The organism is Streptomyces virginiae (assembly GCF_000720455.1).
Classification (GTDB): domain Bacteria; phylum Actinomycetota; class Actinomycetes; order Streptomycetales; family Streptomycetaceae; genus Streptomyces; species Streptomyces virginiae.
In genome coordinates, this window is the sequence record NZ_JOAK01000012.1 from 191,004 (window position 1) to 209,248 (window position 18,245).

The window sequence follows — 18,245 nt, forward strand, 5'->3', positions numbered from 1 at the left end:
CCTTCACCGGTACACCGCCCGCCACAGCTCCCGGACCTGGTGGCGCAGGTGCTTGGCCCGCAGCCGGACACCGCCGTCGGCCTGGCTGACGTGCGTGCGGGGCAGGGCGTGCGGGCCGGCGAGCCGCCCGGGGTCGATGGCGCAGGCGTAGCCGTAGCCGGCCGCCCGCGTCGCGTCGACGACCCGGGCGTCGAGGTGCCCGTACGGGTAGCAGAATCCCTCGGGCAGGGTTCCGGTCAGCTCGCGCAACAGGTCGCGGCTGCCGCGCAGTTCCTGCAGGAGCACGTCGTCGGCGGCCGCGGTGAGGTCCTGGTGGAGCAGGCCGTGCGAACCGATCTCCTGCCCGGCGGAGGCGACTTCGCGGATGCCTTCGGCGGTGAGCAGGGACTTGCGGGGGCCCAGCGGGTCCCACACGTTGTCCACGCCGAGCCGTCCGGGCAGCACGAAGAGGGTGGCGGTGCAGTCGTGGCGCTGGAGCAGCGGCACCGCGTGGGTCAGGAAGTCGGTGTAGCCGTCGTCGAAGGTCAGTCCGACCAGCCCGGCTCCCCGGCCGGCCGCCCGGGCCCGCAGCAGCTCGCCGACGGAGACCCCGCGCAGGCCCCGGGAGCGCAGCCACAGCAGCTGGGCCTCCAGGGCGAGGGGGGTGACGGTGATCCCGTACGGGTCCTCGGCGGGGTCGGTGAACTCGGCGACCGAGTGGTACATCAGGACCCACGGTGGAGCGGTCCGGCGGGCGGGGACCACCACGGCGGCGGGGGCCGTGTCGGTGTCAGCGGACATTGCGGAACCTCTGCGTGAACTGGGAGATCTGAGCGGGCAGGGCGGTGACTTCGAGGGCGCGTATGGCGGTGCCGGTGGCGCAGAACATGGCCGGGACGAGCAGGCATCCGAGGCCGGCGCTGAGCAGCGGATCGGGGATCATCGGACCGGCGATCCATCCGGTGGCGCAGGCGGCGCTGGCGGCCACCGCGAGCCGTCCGATGCCGGTGGCGACCCGGCGGACGTGGATGGCGATGATCCGCGGGCCGAGGCCGGTGAGGAGCAGGGCGGCGGCGGTGGAGATGCCGGCGGCGTTGGCGGCGGCGATCCCGTAGGTGCCCCACCAGCGGACGGCGAAGGCTCCGGCCACGATGTTGACGAGCAGTCCGGCACCCATCGCGAGCGCCGGGAACCAGGTGGGCCGGGCGGTCGAGAAGAAGGGCCGGGACAGTGCCCCGACGAGGCAGTGGCCGAGCAGTCCGAGTCCGTAGACCCGCATGACGGAGGCGGTGGCGAGGGTGTCCTGGTGGGTGAAGGCGCCGCGTTCGAAGAGGACCTGGATGATCTGGGGGGCGTATCCGATGACGAGTGCGGTGCCCATCAGGACGGCGAGGGAGGCCAGTGCCAGGTCCCGTTCCACCCGTCGGCGGGCCTTCTCCCGCTCGCCGCCGGCCATGGCCTGGGCGACGACGGGGAAGGTGACGGTGCAGATCATCAGCGACAGCACCATCGGCATCTGCGCGACCTTCTGCGCGTAGTTGAGGTGCGAGATCGCCCCGGACGGGAGCGAGGCGGCCAGGAACCGCTCGACGAGCACCTGTGACTGGCGGAAGACCGCGAAGAGGACGACGGGGGCGATGACCCCGAAGGCGATGAGGGTGGGGCGGTCGCGGTCGCGCTGGCTGCGCGGGGCGGCGGCCCGTTTGGCGCGGGGCGGGCCGAAGCCCACGTGGCGGATGAAGGCGGGGAGTTGGACGAGCGCCATCAGCAGCCCGCCGGCGGCGACGCCCGCGGCGGCGGCCCGCACGCCCCACAGGGTGTGCAGGGCCACCATGGTGGCGATGATGCCGATGTTGTACGAGACGTAGATCGCGGCGGGCGGTACGAAGGAGCGGTGCGCGCGCAGCGCCGCGCTGAAGTAGCCGGCGATGCCGAAGGAGAGCACGGTCAGTGCGGTCAGGCGGGTGCATTCGACGGCCAGCCCGGGGTCGGGCAGGCCGGGGGCGAGCACGGCGACGACGGCCGGCGCGGCGACGACGAGGACGGAGGCGACGACGGCCAGGAACACCAGCAGCCGCGGCAGGGTCGCCCCGACCAGCAGCCGTACGGGGTCCTGCGCGCGGGCCTCGCTGCGGGTCAGCCCGGCCCGGCTGGCGGCCCGGCGGGCCAGGGCGTGGCTGAAGGCGGGGACCATCAGCAGTGCCATGGCGTCCTCGATCAGCAGCGTCGAGGCCATCTCCGGCAGGGTCCAGGCGATGAGGAAGGCGTCGCTGGCGTGCCCGGCGCCGTAGAGGTGGGCGATGGTCTGGTCGCGCACCAGCCCGAGCAGGGACCCGGCGGCGGTGAGCCCGGCGGTGACGGCGGCGGCCTTGGCCAGGAACCGCCCCAGCGGTGCCCCTGCGCCTGGGGCGGGCTCGGCGGGTACGGCGGGCTCGCCGCGTCGGCGGCCACGTCCGAACCGGCTCGCCCCGGAGGTGGCGGGACCGGCCGACCCGGCCGGGTCGCGGTCGCGGCGGACACCGCCGACCCGCTCGCCACCGGGGGTGGAGCGTACGGAGGCCGCGCCCCGGCCGTGCGCGGCACGGGGCTGTCCCCCGCCCGGCCCGGCGGAACCGTCCTCGCGGCGGACATCGCCGAGCCCGTCGGCCGATGCCCGGGCTCCGGGCGCGCCGGCGGTTGCGCTCGTGGTGCGCGCCGCCACCCGCACGCCGAGCCCCGCCGGGGCGCCGCCGGGATACCCGGCGGCGCCGAAGAGCGGCTCCCGAACGGCGGACTCGCCGCCCGGCAGGCCTCCGGCGACGAACCCCGGGTCCGCCGGAACCGGTGTGGCCGCACGGCGGGGCAGCCGGGCTCCGCCGCCGAACCGCGTGGCGGCCGCCACCGGCACGGCCGGATCCGGTGTCGCCCCGTGGCCGGGACGGCCCGGCCGGCCGGAGGCCGTCGGGTCCGGCTCGCCCCCGGGCGCGCCGGCCGCGGGCGCGTCCGGTACGTACCCGGCGGTGAAGACGGGGCCGGTCGGCGGGACACGGGTGGGGCCCGCCCCGGCCGGGGGGCCGGGGGCGGGCCGCCGGGGCGTGGCGCCCGTCACCGGCCGCTCGAACTCTCGGGGGCCCGGCCCCCGCGCAGCGGACCCGCATGGCCCGGGGAGGCGCCCGGGGAGGCGAGCGCCCACCAGGCCGCCAGACCGATGATGACGCCGGTCAGGACGGTGGACGGGCCGCCGATGTCCGCGTAGAGGAAGTCGGTCAGCTGCCACACGAACAGCCCGGTGGCGATCAGCCCGCAGTCCCGCATCCGCGCCGCCGTGCCGGAGGCGAGCCGTCGCAGCCCCGCGACCAGCAGCGCCGCCCAGCCGCCCACCAGCGCGATCAGCCCGATCAGGCCCTGCTCGCTCAGGATCAGCAGGTACATGTTGTGCGGGGAGAGCAGCGGCTGGCGGACGTACGCCTGTCCCGCGCCGGCGGTGTCGCTGCCGGAGGAGAGCCCGAGCGAGGCGTGGCCGTCGCGGTGGGCGGGGAAGCCCTTGAGGCCCACGCCCGCCGCCGGCCGTTCGCGCCACATCGACTCGGCGGCGGCCCACATCGTGTAGCGGTCGGTCACCGACTGGTCGGGGGCGCTGGAGACCTGCGTGATGGAGGTCAGCCGCTCGGCGACCATCTCGGAGCCGACGCCGAGCCCGCCCACCAGGACCACCCCGGCGGCGGCCAGCGCGGCGAGGACGGTGAGGGCCCGCCGGATCCCGGCCAGCGCCATCACCAGCAGGGCCGCGCCGAGGGTGGCGATCCAGGCACCCCGGCTGAAGGACAGCACCAGCGGCAGGACCAGCACCAGGGCGCAGCCCGCGGAGATCCGCCGCAGGCGCGGCGGCAGTCCGGGGGCGAGGGCGGCCGCGGTCGCGACGACCAGCCCGTAGGCGACGACCGTGGCCATGCCCATGACGTCGCCGGGGCCGAAGGTGCCCACAGCCCGGATGTCCTCGCCCTGGTAGGAGGCGCCGGTGTGGGTCGCGTACTGCACGACCCCCACCGCGCCCTGCACCAGCGCCAGGACCACGAAGCAGCCGGCCGCGATCCGGAACTCCCGCGCGTCGCGGACCAGCAGCACCACGGCGGCCGGGACGAGCACGAAGACCTGGAGGTAGCGGACGAAGCCCGGGAGGGCCGCGTACGGGTCCCCCGCGGTCACCGTCGCGACCGCGAGGCCGACGGCCGGTGCCCCGAGGACGAGGACCCCCAGCGGGGTCAGCGCCCGTACCCGGCCGCGCAGCGCCTGCACGGCGCAGACGAGGACGAGGAGCAGCGAAGCGGCGTCGGCCGGGCCGACCTTGCCGGAGGCGGTCGCGTCCCCGGCCGGGAGCGGGGCCAGCAGGAACAGCACGGTCGCGGCGAGCGGCAGCAGCGGCCAGTGCCGGCGCACCATGCCCGGTACGTCCGGCCGGGCCCGGAGGCCGGGGGCGGCGAGGCTCATCAGCTGCCCCCCAGCCGGAAGCGGAAGAAGGAGGCCGCGGTGCGGGCGAGGATCCACAGGTCCTGCCACAGCGACCAGGTGTCGATGTAGTGGTTGTCGAAGCGGGCCCGGTCCTCGATGGAGGTGTCCCCGCGCAGGCCGTTGATCTGGGCGAGGCCGGTGATGCCGACGGGCATCCGGTGGCGGGCCTCGTAGCCGGGGTGGACGGTGGAGAACTTGGCGACGAAGAACGGCCGTTCCGGGCGCGGTCCGACCAGGCTCATGTCACCCCGGACGACGTTCCACAGCTGCGGCAGTTCGTCGAGGGAGGACTTGCGCAGGAAGGAGCCGACACCGCTCATCCGGCAGTCCCCGGCGACGGTCCAGCGGGTGGCGGACTCGTGCGCGTCGGCGCGCAGCGTCCGGAACTTCAGCAGGGTGAAGGGGCGCCCGTACAGGCCGACCCGCTCCTGCCGGAAGATCACCCCCGGCCCGTCCCAGAGGCGTACGGCCGCCGCGCAGAGCAGCATCACGGGCGCGGCGGCGACCAGGGCGACGAGGGCGAGCGCGGAGTCGATCAGGCGCTTGGCCCAGCGCTCCAGCGGCCGGGCCGGGCGCGGCAGCAGCGGCTGGACGGCGTACCCCCACAGCTGGTCGGCGGGATGGGCCAGCCGCATGCCGGTGACCTTGGCGGTGCCGGCCGGGTCCGCGAGCCACAGCCGGCAGCCGTGGTCGTGGAAGAGCCGGACCAGGGAGGCGGTGCGCTCGTCGGCTTCGGGCGGCCGGGTGAACACCGCGTGCCGGACGGAGTTCTGGATGACCGCGCGCCGGATGTCCTCGTGGGTGGCGAGGAGCGGGAGGGCGCCGGTGTCCGTGTCGGCGGCGGCCGCGGTGTCGGCGAGCCCGACCGGGCGCAGACCGAACTCGGGGCGGCTGTGCAGGGCGGCGGCCACCGCGCTCGCCCCGGCGCCGGGTCCGACGACGAGGGTGGAGGCGGGCCGGCGCAGGGCCGCGCGGCGGTGCAGCTGGTTGGCGATGCCGCGGCCCGCGCAGACCAGTACGGCCTGCAGGCACACGGCGGTCAGCAGCACGCTCCAGCCCATGGCGCGGGCGGGCGCCAGGGCGGCCGTGACGGCGGCCGCCGCGCACCACAGGACGGCGGAGCGCCCCACCAGCGCGGGCAGTTCGAGGACGGCGGAGGGGGCGAGCCGTGGCCGGTAGAGGCCCGCCTGCGCGTGCAGTGCGACGAGCAGGACGGGCAGCGCGGCGACGGCGGGCGCGGCCGCCGGGGCGGGCAGCGCCGGTCCGGGCAGGGTGGCCGCGGTGAGTACGGCGGCCAGCGCGTCGGCGGTGAGCAGCGGGAGCACCCGGCTGCGGCGGCGGACGCGCCGCGGGCGTACGGCGGACCGGGCCTGCTCGGCCCTGGGCCCGCGCGGCGGGTGGATGGCGGTCGCGGAACGGCGGGCTGCCGCGTGGGGCGCGGGCGCGAAGGCGCTGCCGCCGGGCCCTGTGCCGCCCTGCCCGGTGTGCCGGGCGGGTGCGCTGTCCATCGTCATCGGCTGATGCGCTCCTGGTTCAAGGGCCGGGGCCTGCCCAGCAGTTCGTGGTACAGGCCGCTGACCGCGTCCGTGGTCCGCCGCACGTCGAAGTCGGTCCTGGCGTGCTGCCGGGCCTGCTCCCCGAGTTCGGCGAGGAGCCGCGGCTCGGCGAGCAGCCGTCCCAGGGCCTTGGCCAGTGCCGTCGGGTCCCCCGGCGGTACCAGGCACTGGCGTCCCTGGCCGGGCGGCAGGCTCTCCCGGGCACCGCTGACGTCGGAAACCAGGACCGGTCGGCCACAGGCCATGGCTTCGAGCGGGGCGAGCGCCATGCCTTCCCACCGCGACGGCAGTACAACGAGATCGGCGGCCCGAAGCCACGGTCGGATGTCGGCGGCGGTGCCCGCGAAGTGCACTCGGGGCGGGGCCGTGCGCCGCAGCCGTTCGGTGTCGGGTCCGTCGCCGACGAGGGCGAGGCGGGCCGTGGGGACGGTCGCGAGCACCTCCGGCCAGGCCCGCAGCAGGACGTCCTGCCCCTTCTGGGGGCAGATCCGGCCGACGCAGACCGCGAGCGGCCCGTCGGCCGGGAAGGACGGCGGGAGCGGCAGGGCGGCGCGGGACTCGGCCCGGTCGCGGCCCGGGTCGGGTGCGCCGGGCCGGAAGTGGTCGAGGTCCACGCCGTTGCGGATCACCGTCCAGTGGGCGCTGATGCCCTCGGTCTCGCCCGCGCGGCGTTCGGCCTCGCTGACGCAGAGCACCCGGTCGGCCCAGCGGGCCCCGTACCGCTCCCAGCGCAGGGCGAGCGCGGCGGTGGCTCCGCCGACGGCGTCGAAGGACCAGGCGTGGGGCTGGAAGACGGTGGGCAGCGTCCCGCGCGCCGCGAGCCGTCCGGCCAGTCCGGCCTTGGCGCTGTGGGCGTGCAGGAGGTCGGGCCGGACGCGGCGCAGCAGCCCGCGGGCGCCGGCCAGTTCGGCGGGGAGGCGGGGGCCGGGGGACCGGCCGGCCCGCCAGGTGAACACCTCGGCCCCGGCCGACCGGGCCGCGTCGCCGAGCGTGCCGCCGGGCGGGCAGCCGACGACGGCGCGGATGCCCTCGGCGGTCTGGGCGCGGACGAGGTCGGTGACGACCCTGGCCACACCGCCGTCGACGGGCTGTACGAGATGGAGGACGGTCGTGGGCTGTGCCGCCCGGGGTTGCGTGGGCACGTGGAGTGGTCTCCTGCGTTCAGCGGCGCGCGTCTGTCTGAACGAAGAGCACACCGAGGAAATGACCCTGACTTTCGCCCGTGAACGTGAAGTTCAGGCTGCGGGCGCCACCGGACAGGGCGGGACTCAGGTCGAGCACGTCCGCGTCATATCCGAGATTATTCATATGATCTGGCTGCCGTACGAACGGCTGGCCTCCGAATTCCGTGATGGTGGAATTCATAACATCATTAAAAGGATTTTCTCCGTCACTGAGGCTCACCCGGCGACCACTGTCGGCCGTCACGATGAGTGAGTCCCCGAGGGTGCCGCGGTCCCCGTCGTAGCCGACCACGCCGACCTTGCCCCCCGCGCCGGCCGGCGCGTCCAGGCCCTCGATCTCCACCGTCCCGTCACCGGCCCGGGCGGCGAGCGACTCGAAGCCCTCCCACAGCGAGATCCGGCGCAACGGCTCCTGCGGGTGCTCGTAGGCGACGACCAGCGTCCAGCCGCCCCAGGCGCCGACCTCGGAGTGCCCCATGGCGATGTTCAGCTGCGAGACCGTCCACATCCCGGCGCCGCCCTTGCGCACCAGCGGGGTCACGTCCGCGGACGCCTGGTAGGCGTCGCTGCCGGCGTCCGTGCGGTGGCCCATCACCGTGTCGGCGAGGACCTCCTTGTACGCCCCGCCCGGCTCGGCCACCAGCACCCGGCCGTTGTCCTCCGGCGGCTTCTGCTCGCCCACCCGCAGGTTCCCGCCCCAGTAGAGCCGGGCGTACGAGACCTTCGCGCCTTCGGGGACCTTGAGCTCGGCCCGGGTGGAGTTGTAGGTGTCCGGGTCCTTGTCGACCTCGCTGTAGAACATCTCGAACTCGCCGTTGACCCCCGCCGCACCCCGCTTGACCTCGGCGCACGGCTCCGCCTGCGGGGACTGCTCCTTGCGGCAGCTGATGCCGGAGTTGGAGGCGCGGACCAGCCCGCCGTGCTGCACGGCCTGGTAACGCTGGGTGAACGGGACCCGGGGCAGCTCCTTGGGGGCGGGCGCGGCCGCGGAGGCCGCAGGGGCGTTCACGGAAAGTGCGAGGCAGGACATCAGACCGAGCGCGCCGAGGATTCTGCCGGAGGAACCCATGACCCTGCCTCCATTTTCGATCAAGGGAACAAAACAGGAGTGAACTTTGTCAGAAATCGGGCTGGAAATCACGTCGGACTCGCTCGTACGGCCTTTTGGGCGATGGCACGCACCCTCGCAACGGGCGGGTCGTTATGAGGTGCACCATTGTTCGAACCGAAAGGAAATACGCAGATGAAGAAGAGGCTGGTGCGCGGCACCACCATCGCCGCCGCGGGTGTCGCCGTGCTGATGGGCGGCGCGGGCCTCGCCTCCGCGCACGGGGGCGGCGCGACGGCCGACGGCCTCGCCGCCGGGTCCCCGGGCGTACTGAGCGGCAACCTCGCCCAGGTCCCGGTCCACGTCCCGGTGAACGTCTGCGCCCTCACCGTGAACGTGGTCGGCGCACTGAACCCCGCGTTCGGCAACACCTGCGTGAACGCCTGAACGTCAATCGCGCCGCCCGAAACGGCTGCATCCGAGTGAAGCCACGCAACCCGAGCCGGGTCGCGGCCGTTGATCCGGGTGCTCCACTACCGGGCAATCCTGCAAAAAAGGGACGACAATGATCAAGAAGATGATGGCCTCGGCCGCGGTTGCCGCCTCGGTCGTGGGCATGGGTGCCGCGATGGCGCCGCAGGCGATGGCGGTCGGCAACGACAACGGCATCAACACCGTCAACGGCAACAACTCCGCGCAGATCTACGGCAACCAGGCCACCTACGGCAACATGAGCCCGCAGATGGCGCTCATCCAGGGCTCCTTCAACAAGCCCTGCATCGCGCTCCCCGCGAAGGCCAACGTCCAGTCCGTGCTGGCCCTGGTCAACGTCGGCGTCCAGGACATCCCGGTCCTGTCCAGCCCGCAGAACCAGCAGTGCACCGAGAACTCCACGCAGGCCAAGGGCGACGAGGCCCTCTCGCACATCCTCAGCAACATCCCGGTCCTCTCCGGCAACGCCTCCGCCGGCAGCTGACCGCTCCCCGCGCACGCGAGGCCGCCGCACCTTCGGGTCGCGGCGGCCTCGCCGCATATCTCGCGGAACCGCATCACCGGAATTGGCGACGCAAATAGCCGGAAGGCCGGCCGACCGAATTCCGGCGGAGCATCGGGGTGAATTACCGGACGACCGCCGAAAAGGCGCGGTTTCTTTTACCCCGGCGGCTCGTTGTTAATTCTGCAGTGGATACGCCTCTGCGGGAAGGATCGAAACGAAATGACGTACAAGAAGGCCGTGGTACTGGCCGCCGGCGCTCTGATGGCAGCTGGTGCCGCCTCCCCCGCCATGGCCGACTCGGTGGCCGACGCCAAGGCCGCGGGCTCCCCCGGTGTCCTCTCCGGCAACGCGGTGCAGGTCCCGGTCAACATCCCGGTCAACCTCTGCGGCAACAGCGTGAACGTCGTCGGGCTGCTGAACCCCGCGTTCGGCAACACCTGCGTCAACGCCTGACGCAGCGCGTGCGCCCGCGAGGGCAGACCTCCTCGCAGGTGGCCTCGGAGTGCACGGCGGTGCACTCCGAGGCCACCTCCGATTCACCACCGGCGCCCGCCGGTAGACAGGGTAAGGACCCATGCGACAGGTACTGAGCCGACAGGTTCTGGGCAAGGGCATGCTCACGGCGGCAGCCGCGTCGAGCCTGCTGTCGATCGCGACCGGTGCGGCCTGCGCGGCTTCCGGGGCGGCCGAGGTCTCGCATTCGCCGGGCGTGCTCGCCGGCAACAGCGTCTCGGTACCGATCACCCTCTCGCCGAACGTGTGCGGCAACAGCGTGGACGGCGGCGCGGCGCTCAACCCCGCGATGGGGAACACCTGCGCCACCGGCTCCGGCGCGCACACCGACGAGGGCCACGACTACGGGCGCTACCTGAGCCCCGAGCACGCCGAGGCCTTCGAGCGCTACCTCGACGAGCGCTCGGGCCGCCACGCCGTCCCGGAGCAGCGCCAGGAACCGCGGCGCTACGAGGTGCCGCGGCAGGAGGTGCCGCAGCAGCAGGCCCCCCGGAAGGAGGGCCCCCGCCACGCCAAGCCGCGCCACGAGGAGCCGCGCCACGAGGGCGGCTACGGCGGCCCCGGCGAGCAGCGGCAGGGCCCGGAGGAGGAGTGCGACGACCACCCCGCGCCGCCCCCGCCGGCGCACCACGCCCCGCCCGCGCCCGAGCACCCGCACCCGATGCCGGAGCCGGTGGAGGACCACCCGGCCCCGCTGCCCGGCCCGGGGCCGGTCCAGGAGGCGCCCGCGCCGCCCGCCGAGCAGCCCGTACCGCTCCCGGCACCCGCACCCGCCCCGCAGCCTCAGCCGCCGGCCGGGGAGGAGGCCCCGCACACGCTCCCCGCCCCGGCGCCCGGCCCGGCCCCCGTGACCGAGGAGGAGGCGCCGCCCGCGCCGCCGCACGGCAGCCACCCCGTGGAGCGCCCCGCTCCGGCCCCCGGCCCGGAGGCCGCACCGCCCGCGGACCAGCCGCCGGCCGCCCCGACCGGTGACACCCCCGTCCACCTGCCGCCGGCACCTGCCCCGGCACCGGCTCCCGCCCCCGCGCCGCTGCCCGCCCCGGCTCCTGCTCCGGCCCCTGCTCCGGCCCCCGCCCAGGTCGGCGCGCCCGTACTGGCCGAGACCGGCGCGGGCCAGCCCGCGGCCGCGGCCGTCCTCGCATCGGCCCTGATCCTGGGCGGCGCCATTCTGTACCGGCGCTCGCGCGTCGCCTGACCGGCAATACCGGTAATCGGAAGAAATATCGGCCGGAGAATCCTCGTCGGATTCTCCGGCCGCTGTCATGTACCCGCGTTCCGTTTCCACCGCGCCCGGGAATCGTTACGCAGGGAGAAAGCGGCGCGCCGGTCGCCGCTCATGCCTCTGTCCACGAAAGAAGAGGATTTCGATAATGAAGCTCACGAAGGTCGCCGCTGTCGTCGTCGGCTCCGTCGCCGCCCTCGGCGCCTCCGGTACCGCGTTCGCCGCCGAGCCGGCCGCCGCGATGCCCCCCATGAGCCTGACCGGTGGGGTGACGGAGACCCTGGACGCCGTCGCCCCCGTCACCGAGAACCTTCCGCAGACGGTGGGCAACGGGCTGGCCGAGCAGGGGGACACCGTCAACAAGGTCGTGGGCACGGCCCAGAAGGTCAACAAGGTCCGCAACGACGTGCCCGGCACCGTCCTCGGCCTCGCGAACGGCGCCACCCAGGCGTCCCCGATGCTGGGCGGCGTACAGCTCAACGGCGGCAAGGGCTGAACCGCCCCGGCCGGGCTGCGGCCGGCCGGGAACCGTGCGGCAGCTGCCGACACGACTGTGGGCGCCACCGGCAAGGCCGGGGCGCCCACAGTCAGTTGTGCAACCGACCTCAGTTGTTGACGCAGGTGTTACCGAACGCCGGGTTCAGCAGGGCGATCACGTTCACGGTGTTGCCGCAGACGTTGACCGGGACGTGGACCGGGACCTGCACCAGGTTGCCGGAGAGGACGCCGGGGGAACCCACGGCCGCGCCCTCGGCCGACGAGTCGGCGACGGCGGAGCCGGCGGCGCCGGCCGCGGCGAGACCAGCGGTGGCCAGGACCAGGGCGGCCTTCTTGGCAGAGTTCATGGGAAGTGCACCTTCTGTTCGACGTTCCGCCCCGCTCCGGGGCTCACACCGAGCGAAACGGTCCACACTCCCAGACGACACGGTTCTGCGCACGATCAGACCTGTTCGGCTCAATCGCCGTCGCCGTGTTGCCGTTCGGCGGCCGTTACGGGAGGGCGGGGAGCTGGAGGTCGGGGAGTTCGACCTCGGGGACCTCCACCTCGGGGACCTCCACGTCGGGGACCTCCGGCACGAGTTCCACGGGAGCCGCCGGATCGGGCAGCGCCGGCGGGGTGAGCGGCGGCAGTTGCGGGATCTCGACCCCCGGGATCTCGGGGAGTTGCACCCCCGGGATGCTCGGCAGGTTGATCTCCGGGAGCTTGATCTCGGGCAGCTTGATCTCCGGGATCTTGATGTCCGGCAGGGTGACGCCCGCCGGGAGCAGGGCCTTGATCTGCTCGAGGAGGCCGTTGAGGAGGTCGTCGATCGGACCGGCCGGGGCCGCCTTGGTGGACACCGCACCGGAGCCCGAGTCGACGGCGCTCGCGGGTGCCGCCGCGCCGGTGAGTATGACGACGGCGAGCGCCGAGGGGACGAGGAGGCGGGCGCGGGACGGCTTCGTGCGGTGCATGGGAGTTCCTTCGCGTGGGGACACGGGGACACGTGAGCGCACCCGGTCGGGCCGCTCCTTACTCACCGTGGGAACACCTCTTACAGAGCGCAACAGGAACGGGGGCGACTGGGGCCACGTGCGGGTCTCGCGCACGTGTCCGCAGGCGGCTCACCCGGGGTGGGGAAAACTTCGCGGCGCGCGGGCCGTTTGAGTGAAGCAGCGGAACCAACCCCCTGGCCGGGCGGTTGATCAGGGCGCTCCATCAGCGGGCACTCGTGCGACAAAAGGATCAAGATGTTCAAGAAGTTCATGACCGCCGCCGCGGTTTCCGCCGTTGCAGTCGGCGCGGGCGCTGCTGCCGCGGCCCCGGCCATGGCCATCGGCAACGACAACGGGGTCAACACCGTCAACGGCAACGGTGCCCAGCAGATCTACGGCAACCAGAAGACCCACGGCGACCAGAGCCCGCAGCTCAGCCTCGTCCAGGGCTCCCTGAACAAGCCCTGCATCGGCCTGCCGGCGAAGGTCAACGCCCAGTCGCTGATCGCCGCGCTCAACATCGGTGTCCAGGACATCAACGTCCTGTCGAACCCGCAGAACCAGCAGTGCACCGAGAACTCCACCCAGGCCAAGGGCGACGAGCCGCTCTCCCACATCCTGGACAACATCCCGGTCCTGTCCGGCAACTGTGTGACAGGGCCCCGGCAGCGTCCAGCTGCCGGGGCCCTCGCACGTGCCGCGAACGCGGCGGTCAGCCGGTCCAGAAGTCCCACCACCGGGTCAGGACCAGCATCCCGATCACCCCGATGTGCAGGGCGGGCGGGGCCCAGCCGAACTCGGTGAAGAAGACCCGCAGCGGGCCGGGGGCGGGGAGCACGCCCGTACGGACGTTGTGCGCGGTGACCGCCCAGAACATCAGCAGGGTCGCGACCCAGGCCAGGCAGCACCACAGGCAGAGCGCGTTGATCTCGTAGAGCGACTGGGTCATGAGCCAGCTGCAGAAGCCGACGCCGAAGACCGTGCCGGCGTTCAGTCCGAGCCAGAACCAGCCGCGGTAGCGGGCACCCGCCAGCAGGCCCGCGCCGACGCAGACGACGACGGCGTAGGCGACCAGTCCCAGCACGGGGTTGGGGAAGCCGAAGGCCTGCGCCTGCTCGCTCTGCATCACGCTGCCGCAGGAGACCACCGGGTTGAGACTGCAGGCCGGCTTGAAGTTCGGGTCCTCCAGCAGGAGGAACTTGTCGAGGGTGATCACCCAGGAGGCCAGCACCCCGGCCGCGCCGGTGGCGGCCAGCAGCCACGCCAAGCCCCTTGGGGCGGCGTCCCGTTCGTCCTCGTGTCCGCTGCGGGGCCGCCCCTGCTGACGCGGGACGCCCACTGTATTCGTTGCCATGTGGCCCATAGTCTCCCGCCTCCACCCAGAGCGGGTCCAACCATGCCCATCCGTACGCAAGTTGACCTGAAGGTGTGGCGGGAACCCCCGATGCTTCCCGGACGTTTTACCGAACCCCGGACGTGATGTCAGAGCCAGGGGTTACGTTGAGCTTCCGCGAAGTGACAAGCTGCGACGGCCTGGAGACCCACCTTGAGCGATCCGTACGAGACAACCGAGGCGCACCTCGACCGACTCCTCGGCCGCGCCCTCAACTCCTTCGACCTGCCCGACCGGCTGGTCGAGCGCCTCGGTACGGCGCTCGCCCACAGCTCTTCGCTCTGCACCACCCACCACAACCCGGCGGCGGGCGTCTGGCGGGAGACGCGCCGGCACACCTACCTGCTGGCCGACGGCGGTTCGGTCTCGCTGTGGGAGCTGTCGTACCGGCTGGAGGGCGACCGGGCCGTGCGGCACGAGGTCTTCGCGGGCAAGGCGGAGACCTGCCTGGCCGTGGCCCGGCTGTTCGGCGAGGCCGCCGCCGGGGCGGTCCCCGATCCGCTGCCGCTCCCCGGCGAGGAGGAGCACGACGACGACCCGGCGGCGTTCGGCGCGCTGTTCGCCGCCCGGGGGCCGGCGGCCCGGCACCGGGAGTACGTGGTGGAGGAGTCCGCCGACCACGCCCGGCGGGTGCTGCGCCGCGCGGAGAACCCGGACCGGCCCGGCGAGGAGGTGGCTGCGCTGCTGCGGGCGGCGTACGCGCACCACATCACGCAGGCGTTCGGTACGCGGCAGTTCCTGCCGAACGGGCGGGGCGCGGGCTTCAGCCTGTACGAGCACGCCTTCGTGCTGCTGGACGGGACCGAGCTGAGCCTGTGGGAGGTCGAGCACACGGCGACGCCCGACGGGCGGCACATGTGCGAGGTGTACGAGAGCGAGGCCGCCGCGCGCGGGGCGATGGAGCTGCGCGCCCGCGTCGGCTGACCCCGTCCCGGTTCCCGGCCGCGTCAGGGCGTCCCGGGCTCGGCGAGGGGGAGGTCCAGGGGCAGGTCCCGCGTGATGCGGACCTCGGCCTGCCGCAGGTCCGAGGGGGCGGGCATGACCGGTCCCGGGAGCCGGTCCGCGGCCGCGCCGTGGGCCAGGGCGGAGCGGAGGGCGCCGGGTCCGTCGCCGCCGGCGATCAGGAAGCCGGCGAGGGCGGCGGAGCCCGAGCCCACGGTGCTGCGGGCGGCCACGGACGGCGCGGTCCCGTGGCAGGCGCCCTGCTCGCCCACGAGGAGCAGGCCGTCCCGGCCGAGGCAGGCCAGTACCGTCCCCGCGCCCAGCGCGCGGAGCTCCTGCGCCGCCTGGACGGCGTCGCCCAGGGTGGACAGCGGGCGGCCCGCGGTCGTCGCGAGTTCCGAGGTGTTCGGCTTGATCACGTCGGGGCCGGCGGGCAGTGCCGCGCGCAGGGCCGAGCCCGGGGCGTCCAGCGCGACGCGGGCGCCCGCGGCGCGGCCCGCGGCCACCAGGTCTGCGTACCACTCGGGCCCGAGGCCGCCGGGGAGGCTGCCGCAGCCTGCGATCCAGGAGGCGTCGGCGCGGGAGGTGCGGACGGTGTCCAGGAGGAGGGCGGACTCCCGCGGCGAGAGCTCCGGCCCGGTCGCGTTGATCTTGGTGAGGGTGCCGTCCGGTTCGGCGAGCGAGATGTTCGAACGGGTCCGGCCGGTGATGGAGACGGCCGTGACGTCCACGCCCTGCCCGCCGAGGAGTTCGGCGAGGAGGACGCCGGGGGCGCCGCCGAGAGGGAGGACCGCCGTCGTGGGGACGCCCGCGGCGGCCGCCGCGCGGGAGACGGTGACGCCCTTGCCCCCGGGGTCGACCCGGTCCCCGGCGGCGCGCAGCACCCGGCCCCGGTCCAGCGAGGGCAGCTCGTAGGTCCGGTCGAGGGAGGGGTTGGGCGTGACGGTGAGGATCATACGAGCACGACTTCCGTACCGGCGGCCTCGACGGCCGCTCTGTGAGCGGGGGCGAGCCCCGTGTCCGTGAGGAGGAGGTCCACGTCCGCGAAGGAGCCGAAGCGCGCGAAGTGCTCCTGGCCCGCCTTCGTGGAGTCGGCGAGGAGGACGACGCGGCGGGCGGCGGCGATCGCGGCGCGTTTGACGGCGGCCTCGGCGAGGTCGGGGGTGGTCAGGCCGCCTTCGGCCGAGAAGCCGTTGGTGGCGAGGAAGAGGACGTCGGCGCGGATCTCGGCGTACGCGCGCAGCGCCCAGGCGTCGACGGCGGCGCGGGTGCGGTGGCGGACGCGGCCACCGACGATGTGCAGGTCGATGCCGGTGTGGTCGGCGAGCCGGGCGGCCACGGGCAGCGCGTGGGTGACCACGGTGAGGGCGAGGTCGACGGGGATCGCGGCCGCCAGGCGGGACACCGTGCTGCCGGCGTCGAGGACGACGCTGCCGCCGTCGGGGAGCTGCGAGAGCGCGGCGGCGGCGATGCGGTCCTTCTCCCCGGCGGCGGTCGCCTCGCGCTCGGTGAGGTCCGGCTCGAAGTCGAGGCGGCCGGCGGGGATGCCCCCGCCGTGCACCCGGCGCACCAGACCGGCCCGGTCCAGGGCGGTGAGGTCGCGGCGCACGGTCTCGGCGGTGACCTGGAAGCGGTCGGCGAGGGAGAGCACGTCGACGCTGCCCGCCTCGCGGGCGAGGCGGAGGATCTCCTGGCGGCGCTCCTGTGCGTACATGTGGTTCTGCGTCCGTTCCGTGCCCGGGGTGGTCGGTTTCCCCCACCGTACGCATATTTACGGACAGAAACAAAGAAAAACGGACATGCCCACCCATGAAGGGCGGGCATGTCCGCAGGAGAAGGCGGGGCCGCGGCCCCGGGAGCGGGCACGACCTCAGTGGGCGGGAACCTTCTCCGGGGACTCCGGGGCGGCGCCCGTGTGCTCGGCGGCGCCTTCGCGCTCCTCCATCGGGATCGCCTTGCGCGGCAGCATGAACATCACCATGGAGATCACGACCAGCACGCCCACGACCCACCAGAGCGCGCCGCGGAAGGCCTCGACGTAGGGCGGGCCGAAGACCATGTCGTCCTCGATCAGCCCGAAGAAGACGACCGAGGTCAGGGCGAGGCCCAGCGCATTGCCCATCTGGCCGGTGGTGTTGATCAGCCCGGAGGCCGAGCCGGCGTCGCGGCGGGGCACCTCGGACAGCGTGGTGTCGTTGAGCGGGGCGACGATCAGACCCATGCCGACGCCCATCAGGATCAGCGGGGCGGCCATCTGCCAGGACGCTATCTCCATGCCGTAGTGCTCGGACTCCCAGATGTAGAGGATCAGCCCGGCGGCCATGACCAGGGCGCCCGCCTGGAGCACCTTGCGGCCGAAGCGCGGGACGAGCTTCTCGACCGACAGGCCCGCGGCCACCGAGACGGCGATGGAGAAGGGGATGCCGGTGGTGCCCGCACGCAGGGCGCTCCAGCCGAGGCCCATCTGCATGTAGAGCGTCCAGACCAGGAAGAAGATGCCGGTCGCGATGCCGAACGTCAGCTGGACCGCGATGCCGCCGGCGAAGCTCTTGACCTTGAAGAGGGAGAGCTCGACGAGCGGGGAGCCGTCCTTCTTGATCTTGTACTTCTCGTAGGCGATGAACGCGGCGAAGACGAACGGCGACGCGATCATGAGGGCGAAGCCCCACAGCGGCCAGCCGTTCTCGCGGCCCTGGGTGAGCGGGAAGATCAGCATGACGAGGGCGAGGGTCGCGAGGACGACGCCGACCAGGTCCAGCCGCAGGGCCTGCGGGGCCTTGGACTCACTGATGAACTTGCGGCCCAGGATCACGCCCGCGATGCCGACGGGCAGGTTGATCAGGAAGATCGGGCGCCATTCGAGGCCGAAGAGGTTCCACTCGGTGAGCAGCGCGCCGAGCATGGGGCCGGAGACGGCGCCGAGGCCCACGATCGCGCCGAACATCCCGAAGACCTTGCCGCGTTCCTGGGGCGGGAAGGTGACGTGGATGATGGCCAGCACCTGCGGCACCATCATGGCGGCCATGCCGCCCTGGAGGATGCGGGAGGCGACGAGCATGGCCGGGTCGGCCGCGATCCCGCAGAGCAGGGAGGCGGCGGTGAAGCCGGATATGCCGATGAGGAAGAGGCGCTTGCGCCCGTAGATGTCACCGAGACGGCCGCCGGTGATGAGACCCGCGGCGAAGGCGAGCGCGTAGCCGGCGGTGATCCACTGGATCGCGCTGGTGGAGGCGCCGAAGTTCTGGCGCATGGTGGGTATCGCGATGTTGACGATCGTGACGTCGACCAGGTCCATGAAGGCCGCGGTCATCACGATGGCGAGCGCCAGCCAGCGGCGGCGGTCGGGGGGTGAGCTGGGTGCGTCGTGGGCTACGTCGTTCCGCTCTTCTTGTACGGGCCCGTTCTCTCTTTCGGGCGATGTCTTGGACGTCTCGGTGGTCATGAGGA

The 18,245-nt window shown here is 73.6% G+C and carries 18 protein-coding genes and 1 pseudogene; 7 read left to right on the forward strand and 12 right to left on the reverse strand.

The genetic code is table 11. The features are described 5' to 3' along the window. Positions 1-3: 3 nt before the first annotated feature. The 6 genes from IG86_RS0119755 to IG86_RS0119780 are packed head-to-tail and all read right to left on the reverse strand — an operon-like array spanning position 4 to position 8,348. A complete protein-coding gene (locus IG86_RS0119755) occupies positions 4-780 on the reverse strand; it encodes a polysaccharide deacetylase family protein (RefSeq protein WP_030898358.1) in 777 nt (258 codons plus the stop codon). Continuing rightward, positions 770-3,067 (reverse strand): lipid II flippase MurJ, encoded by a 2,298-nt coding sequence (murJ, locus tag IG86_RS0119760; protein WP_420894100.1) that lies wholly within the window; start codon positions 3,065-3,067, stop codon positions 770-772. The genes IG86_RS0119755 and murJ overlap by 11 nt, the downstream gene beginning before the upstream one ends. Beyond that, entirely contained in the window at positions 3,064-4,446 is a 1,383-nt protein-coding gene (locus IG86_RS0119765; RefSeq protein ID WP_030898366.1) for an O-antigen ligase family protein, read from the reverse strand. Before IG86_RS0119765 ends, murJ begins: the two co-directional genes overlap by 4 nt. Next, entirely contained in the window at positions 4,446-5,981 is a 1,536-nt protein-coding gene (locus tag IG86_RS0119770) for an exopolysaccharide biosynthesis polyprenyl glycosylphosphotransferase (protein WP_398224947.1), read from the reverse strand. The genes IG86_RS0119765 and IG86_RS0119770 overlap by 1 nt, the downstream gene beginning before the upstream one ends. Then, positions 5,978-7,165: a glycosyltransferase gene (locus IG86_RS0119775; RefSeq protein ID WP_030827322.1), complete on the reverse strand. Its 1,188-nt coding sequence runs from the start codon at positions 7,163-7,165 to the stop codon at positions 5,978-5,980. Before IG86_RS0119775 ends, IG86_RS0119770 begins: the two co-directional genes overlap by 4 nt. Before the next feature lie 19 nt (positions 7,166-7,184). Further along, entirely contained in the window at positions 7,185-8,348 is a 1,164-nt protein-coding gene (locus tag IG86_RS0119780) for a DUF3344 domain-containing protein (protein ID WP_030827319.1), read from the reverse strand. A 102-nt stretch (positions 8,349-8,450) separates the two neighbouring features. Here IG86_RS0119780 and IG86_RS0119785 point away from each other — a divergent pair, with 102 nt between their 5' ends. The 5 genes from IG86_RS0119785 (at position 8,451) to IG86_RS0119805 (ending at position 11,483) form a co-directional block, all read left to right on the forward strand. Next, positions 8,451-8,702, forward strand: coding sequence for a chaplin (locus IG86_RS0119785; protein WP_030827317.1), 252 nt, complete (start codon positions 8,451-8,453; stop codon positions 8,700-8,702). Positions 8,703-8,820: 118 nt separating this feature from the next. After that, complete coding sequence (locus IG86_RS0119790) at positions 8,821-9,231, forward strand: rodlin (protein ID WP_030031071.1); 411 nt, start codon at positions 8,821-8,823, stop codon at positions 9,229-9,231. Between the two features lie 240 nt (positions 9,232-9,471). Beyond that, positions 9,472-9,705, forward strand: a complete 234-nt coding sequence (locus IG86_RS0119795; protein ID WP_030827314.1) for a chaplin — start codon at positions 9,472-9,474, stop codon at positions 9,703-9,705. A gap of 121 nt (positions 9,706-9,826) precedes the next feature. Continuing rightward, the gene (locus tag IG86_RS45065; protein ID WP_030827312.1) at positions 9,827-10,960 is read left to right on the forward strand and encodes a chaplin; all 1,134 of its coding nucleotides are present in this window, start codon (positions 9,827-9,829) and stop codon (positions 10,958-10,960) included. Positions 10,961-11,135: 175 nt separating this feature from the next. Continuing rightward, positions 11,136-11,483 (forward strand): hypothetical protein, encoded by a 348-nt coding sequence (locus IG86_RS0119805; RefSeq protein WP_030649263.1) that lies wholly within the window; start codon positions 11,136-11,138, stop codon positions 11,481-11,483. A gap of 109 nt (positions 11,484-11,592) precedes the next feature. Here IG86_RS0119805 and IG86_RS0119810 read toward each other — a convergent pair whose 3' ends face one another. Continuing rightward, the gene (locus IG86_RS0119810; protein WP_030649260.1) at positions 11,593-11,832 is read right to left on the reverse strand and encodes a chaplin; all 240 of its coding nucleotides are present in this window, start codon (positions 11,830-11,832) and stop codon (positions 11,593-11,595) included. A gap of 145 nt (positions 11,833-11,977) precedes the next feature. Further along, complete coding sequence (locus tag IG86_RS40025; RefSeq protein ID WP_051785283.1) at positions 11,978-12,442, reverse strand: hypothetical protein; 465 nt, start codon at positions 12,440-12,442, stop codon at positions 11,978-11,980. Positions 12,443-12,718: 276 nt separating this feature from the next. On the opposite strand from IG86_RS40025, the pseudogene IG86_RS41325 reads away from it, so the two are divergent. Continuing rightward, positions 12,719-13,111: pseudogene (locus IG86_RS41325) on the forward strand (rodlin); the annotation flags it as partial. Positions 13,112-13,175: 64 nt separating this feature from the next. On the opposite strand, the gene IG86_RS0119825 reads toward IG86_RS41325, so the two are convergent. After that, complete coding sequence (locus IG86_RS0119825; RefSeq protein ID WP_030898377.1) at positions 13,176-13,817, reverse strand: vitamin K epoxide reductase family protein; 642 nt, start codon at positions 13,815-13,817, stop codon at positions 13,176-13,178. A gap of 192 nt (positions 13,818-14,009) precedes the next feature. On the opposite strand from IG86_RS0119825, the gene IG86_RS0119830 reads away from it, so the two are divergent. After that, on the forward strand, positions 14,010-14,780 hold the full coding sequence (locus IG86_RS0119830; RefSeq protein ID WP_030827305.1) for a DUF6227 family protein: 771 nt from the start codon (positions 14,010-14,012) through the stop codon (positions 14,778-14,780). A gap of 23 nt (positions 14,781-14,803) precedes the next feature. Here IG86_RS0119830 and IG86_RS0119835 read toward each other — a convergent pair whose 3' ends face one another. The 3 genes from IG86_RS0119835 to IG86_RS0119845 all read right to left on the reverse strand — a co-directional run bounded on the left by IG86_RS0119835 (position 14,804) and on the right by IG86_RS0119845 (position 18,240). Further along, positions 14,804-15,754: a 1-phosphofructokinase family hexose kinase gene (locus tag IG86_RS0119835; RefSeq protein WP_030827302.1), complete on the reverse strand. Its 951-nt coding sequence runs from the start codon at positions 15,752-15,754 to the stop codon at positions 14,804-14,806. Then, on the reverse strand, positions 15,751-16,512 hold the full coding sequence (locus IG86_RS0119840; protein ID WP_030827300.1) for a DeoR/GlpR family DNA-binding transcription regulator: 762 nt from the start codon (positions 16,510-16,512) through the stop codon (positions 15,751-15,753). The genes IG86_RS0119835 and IG86_RS0119840 overlap by 4 nt, the downstream gene beginning before the upstream one ends. Before the next feature lie 156 nt (positions 16,513-16,668). Then, positions 16,669-18,240, reverse strand: coding sequence for an MFS transporter (locus tag IG86_RS0119845; RefSeq protein WP_045936440.1), 1,572 nt, complete (start codon positions 18,238-18,240; stop codon positions 16,669-16,671). Between the last annotated feature and the right edge of the window lie 5 nt (positions 18,241-18,245).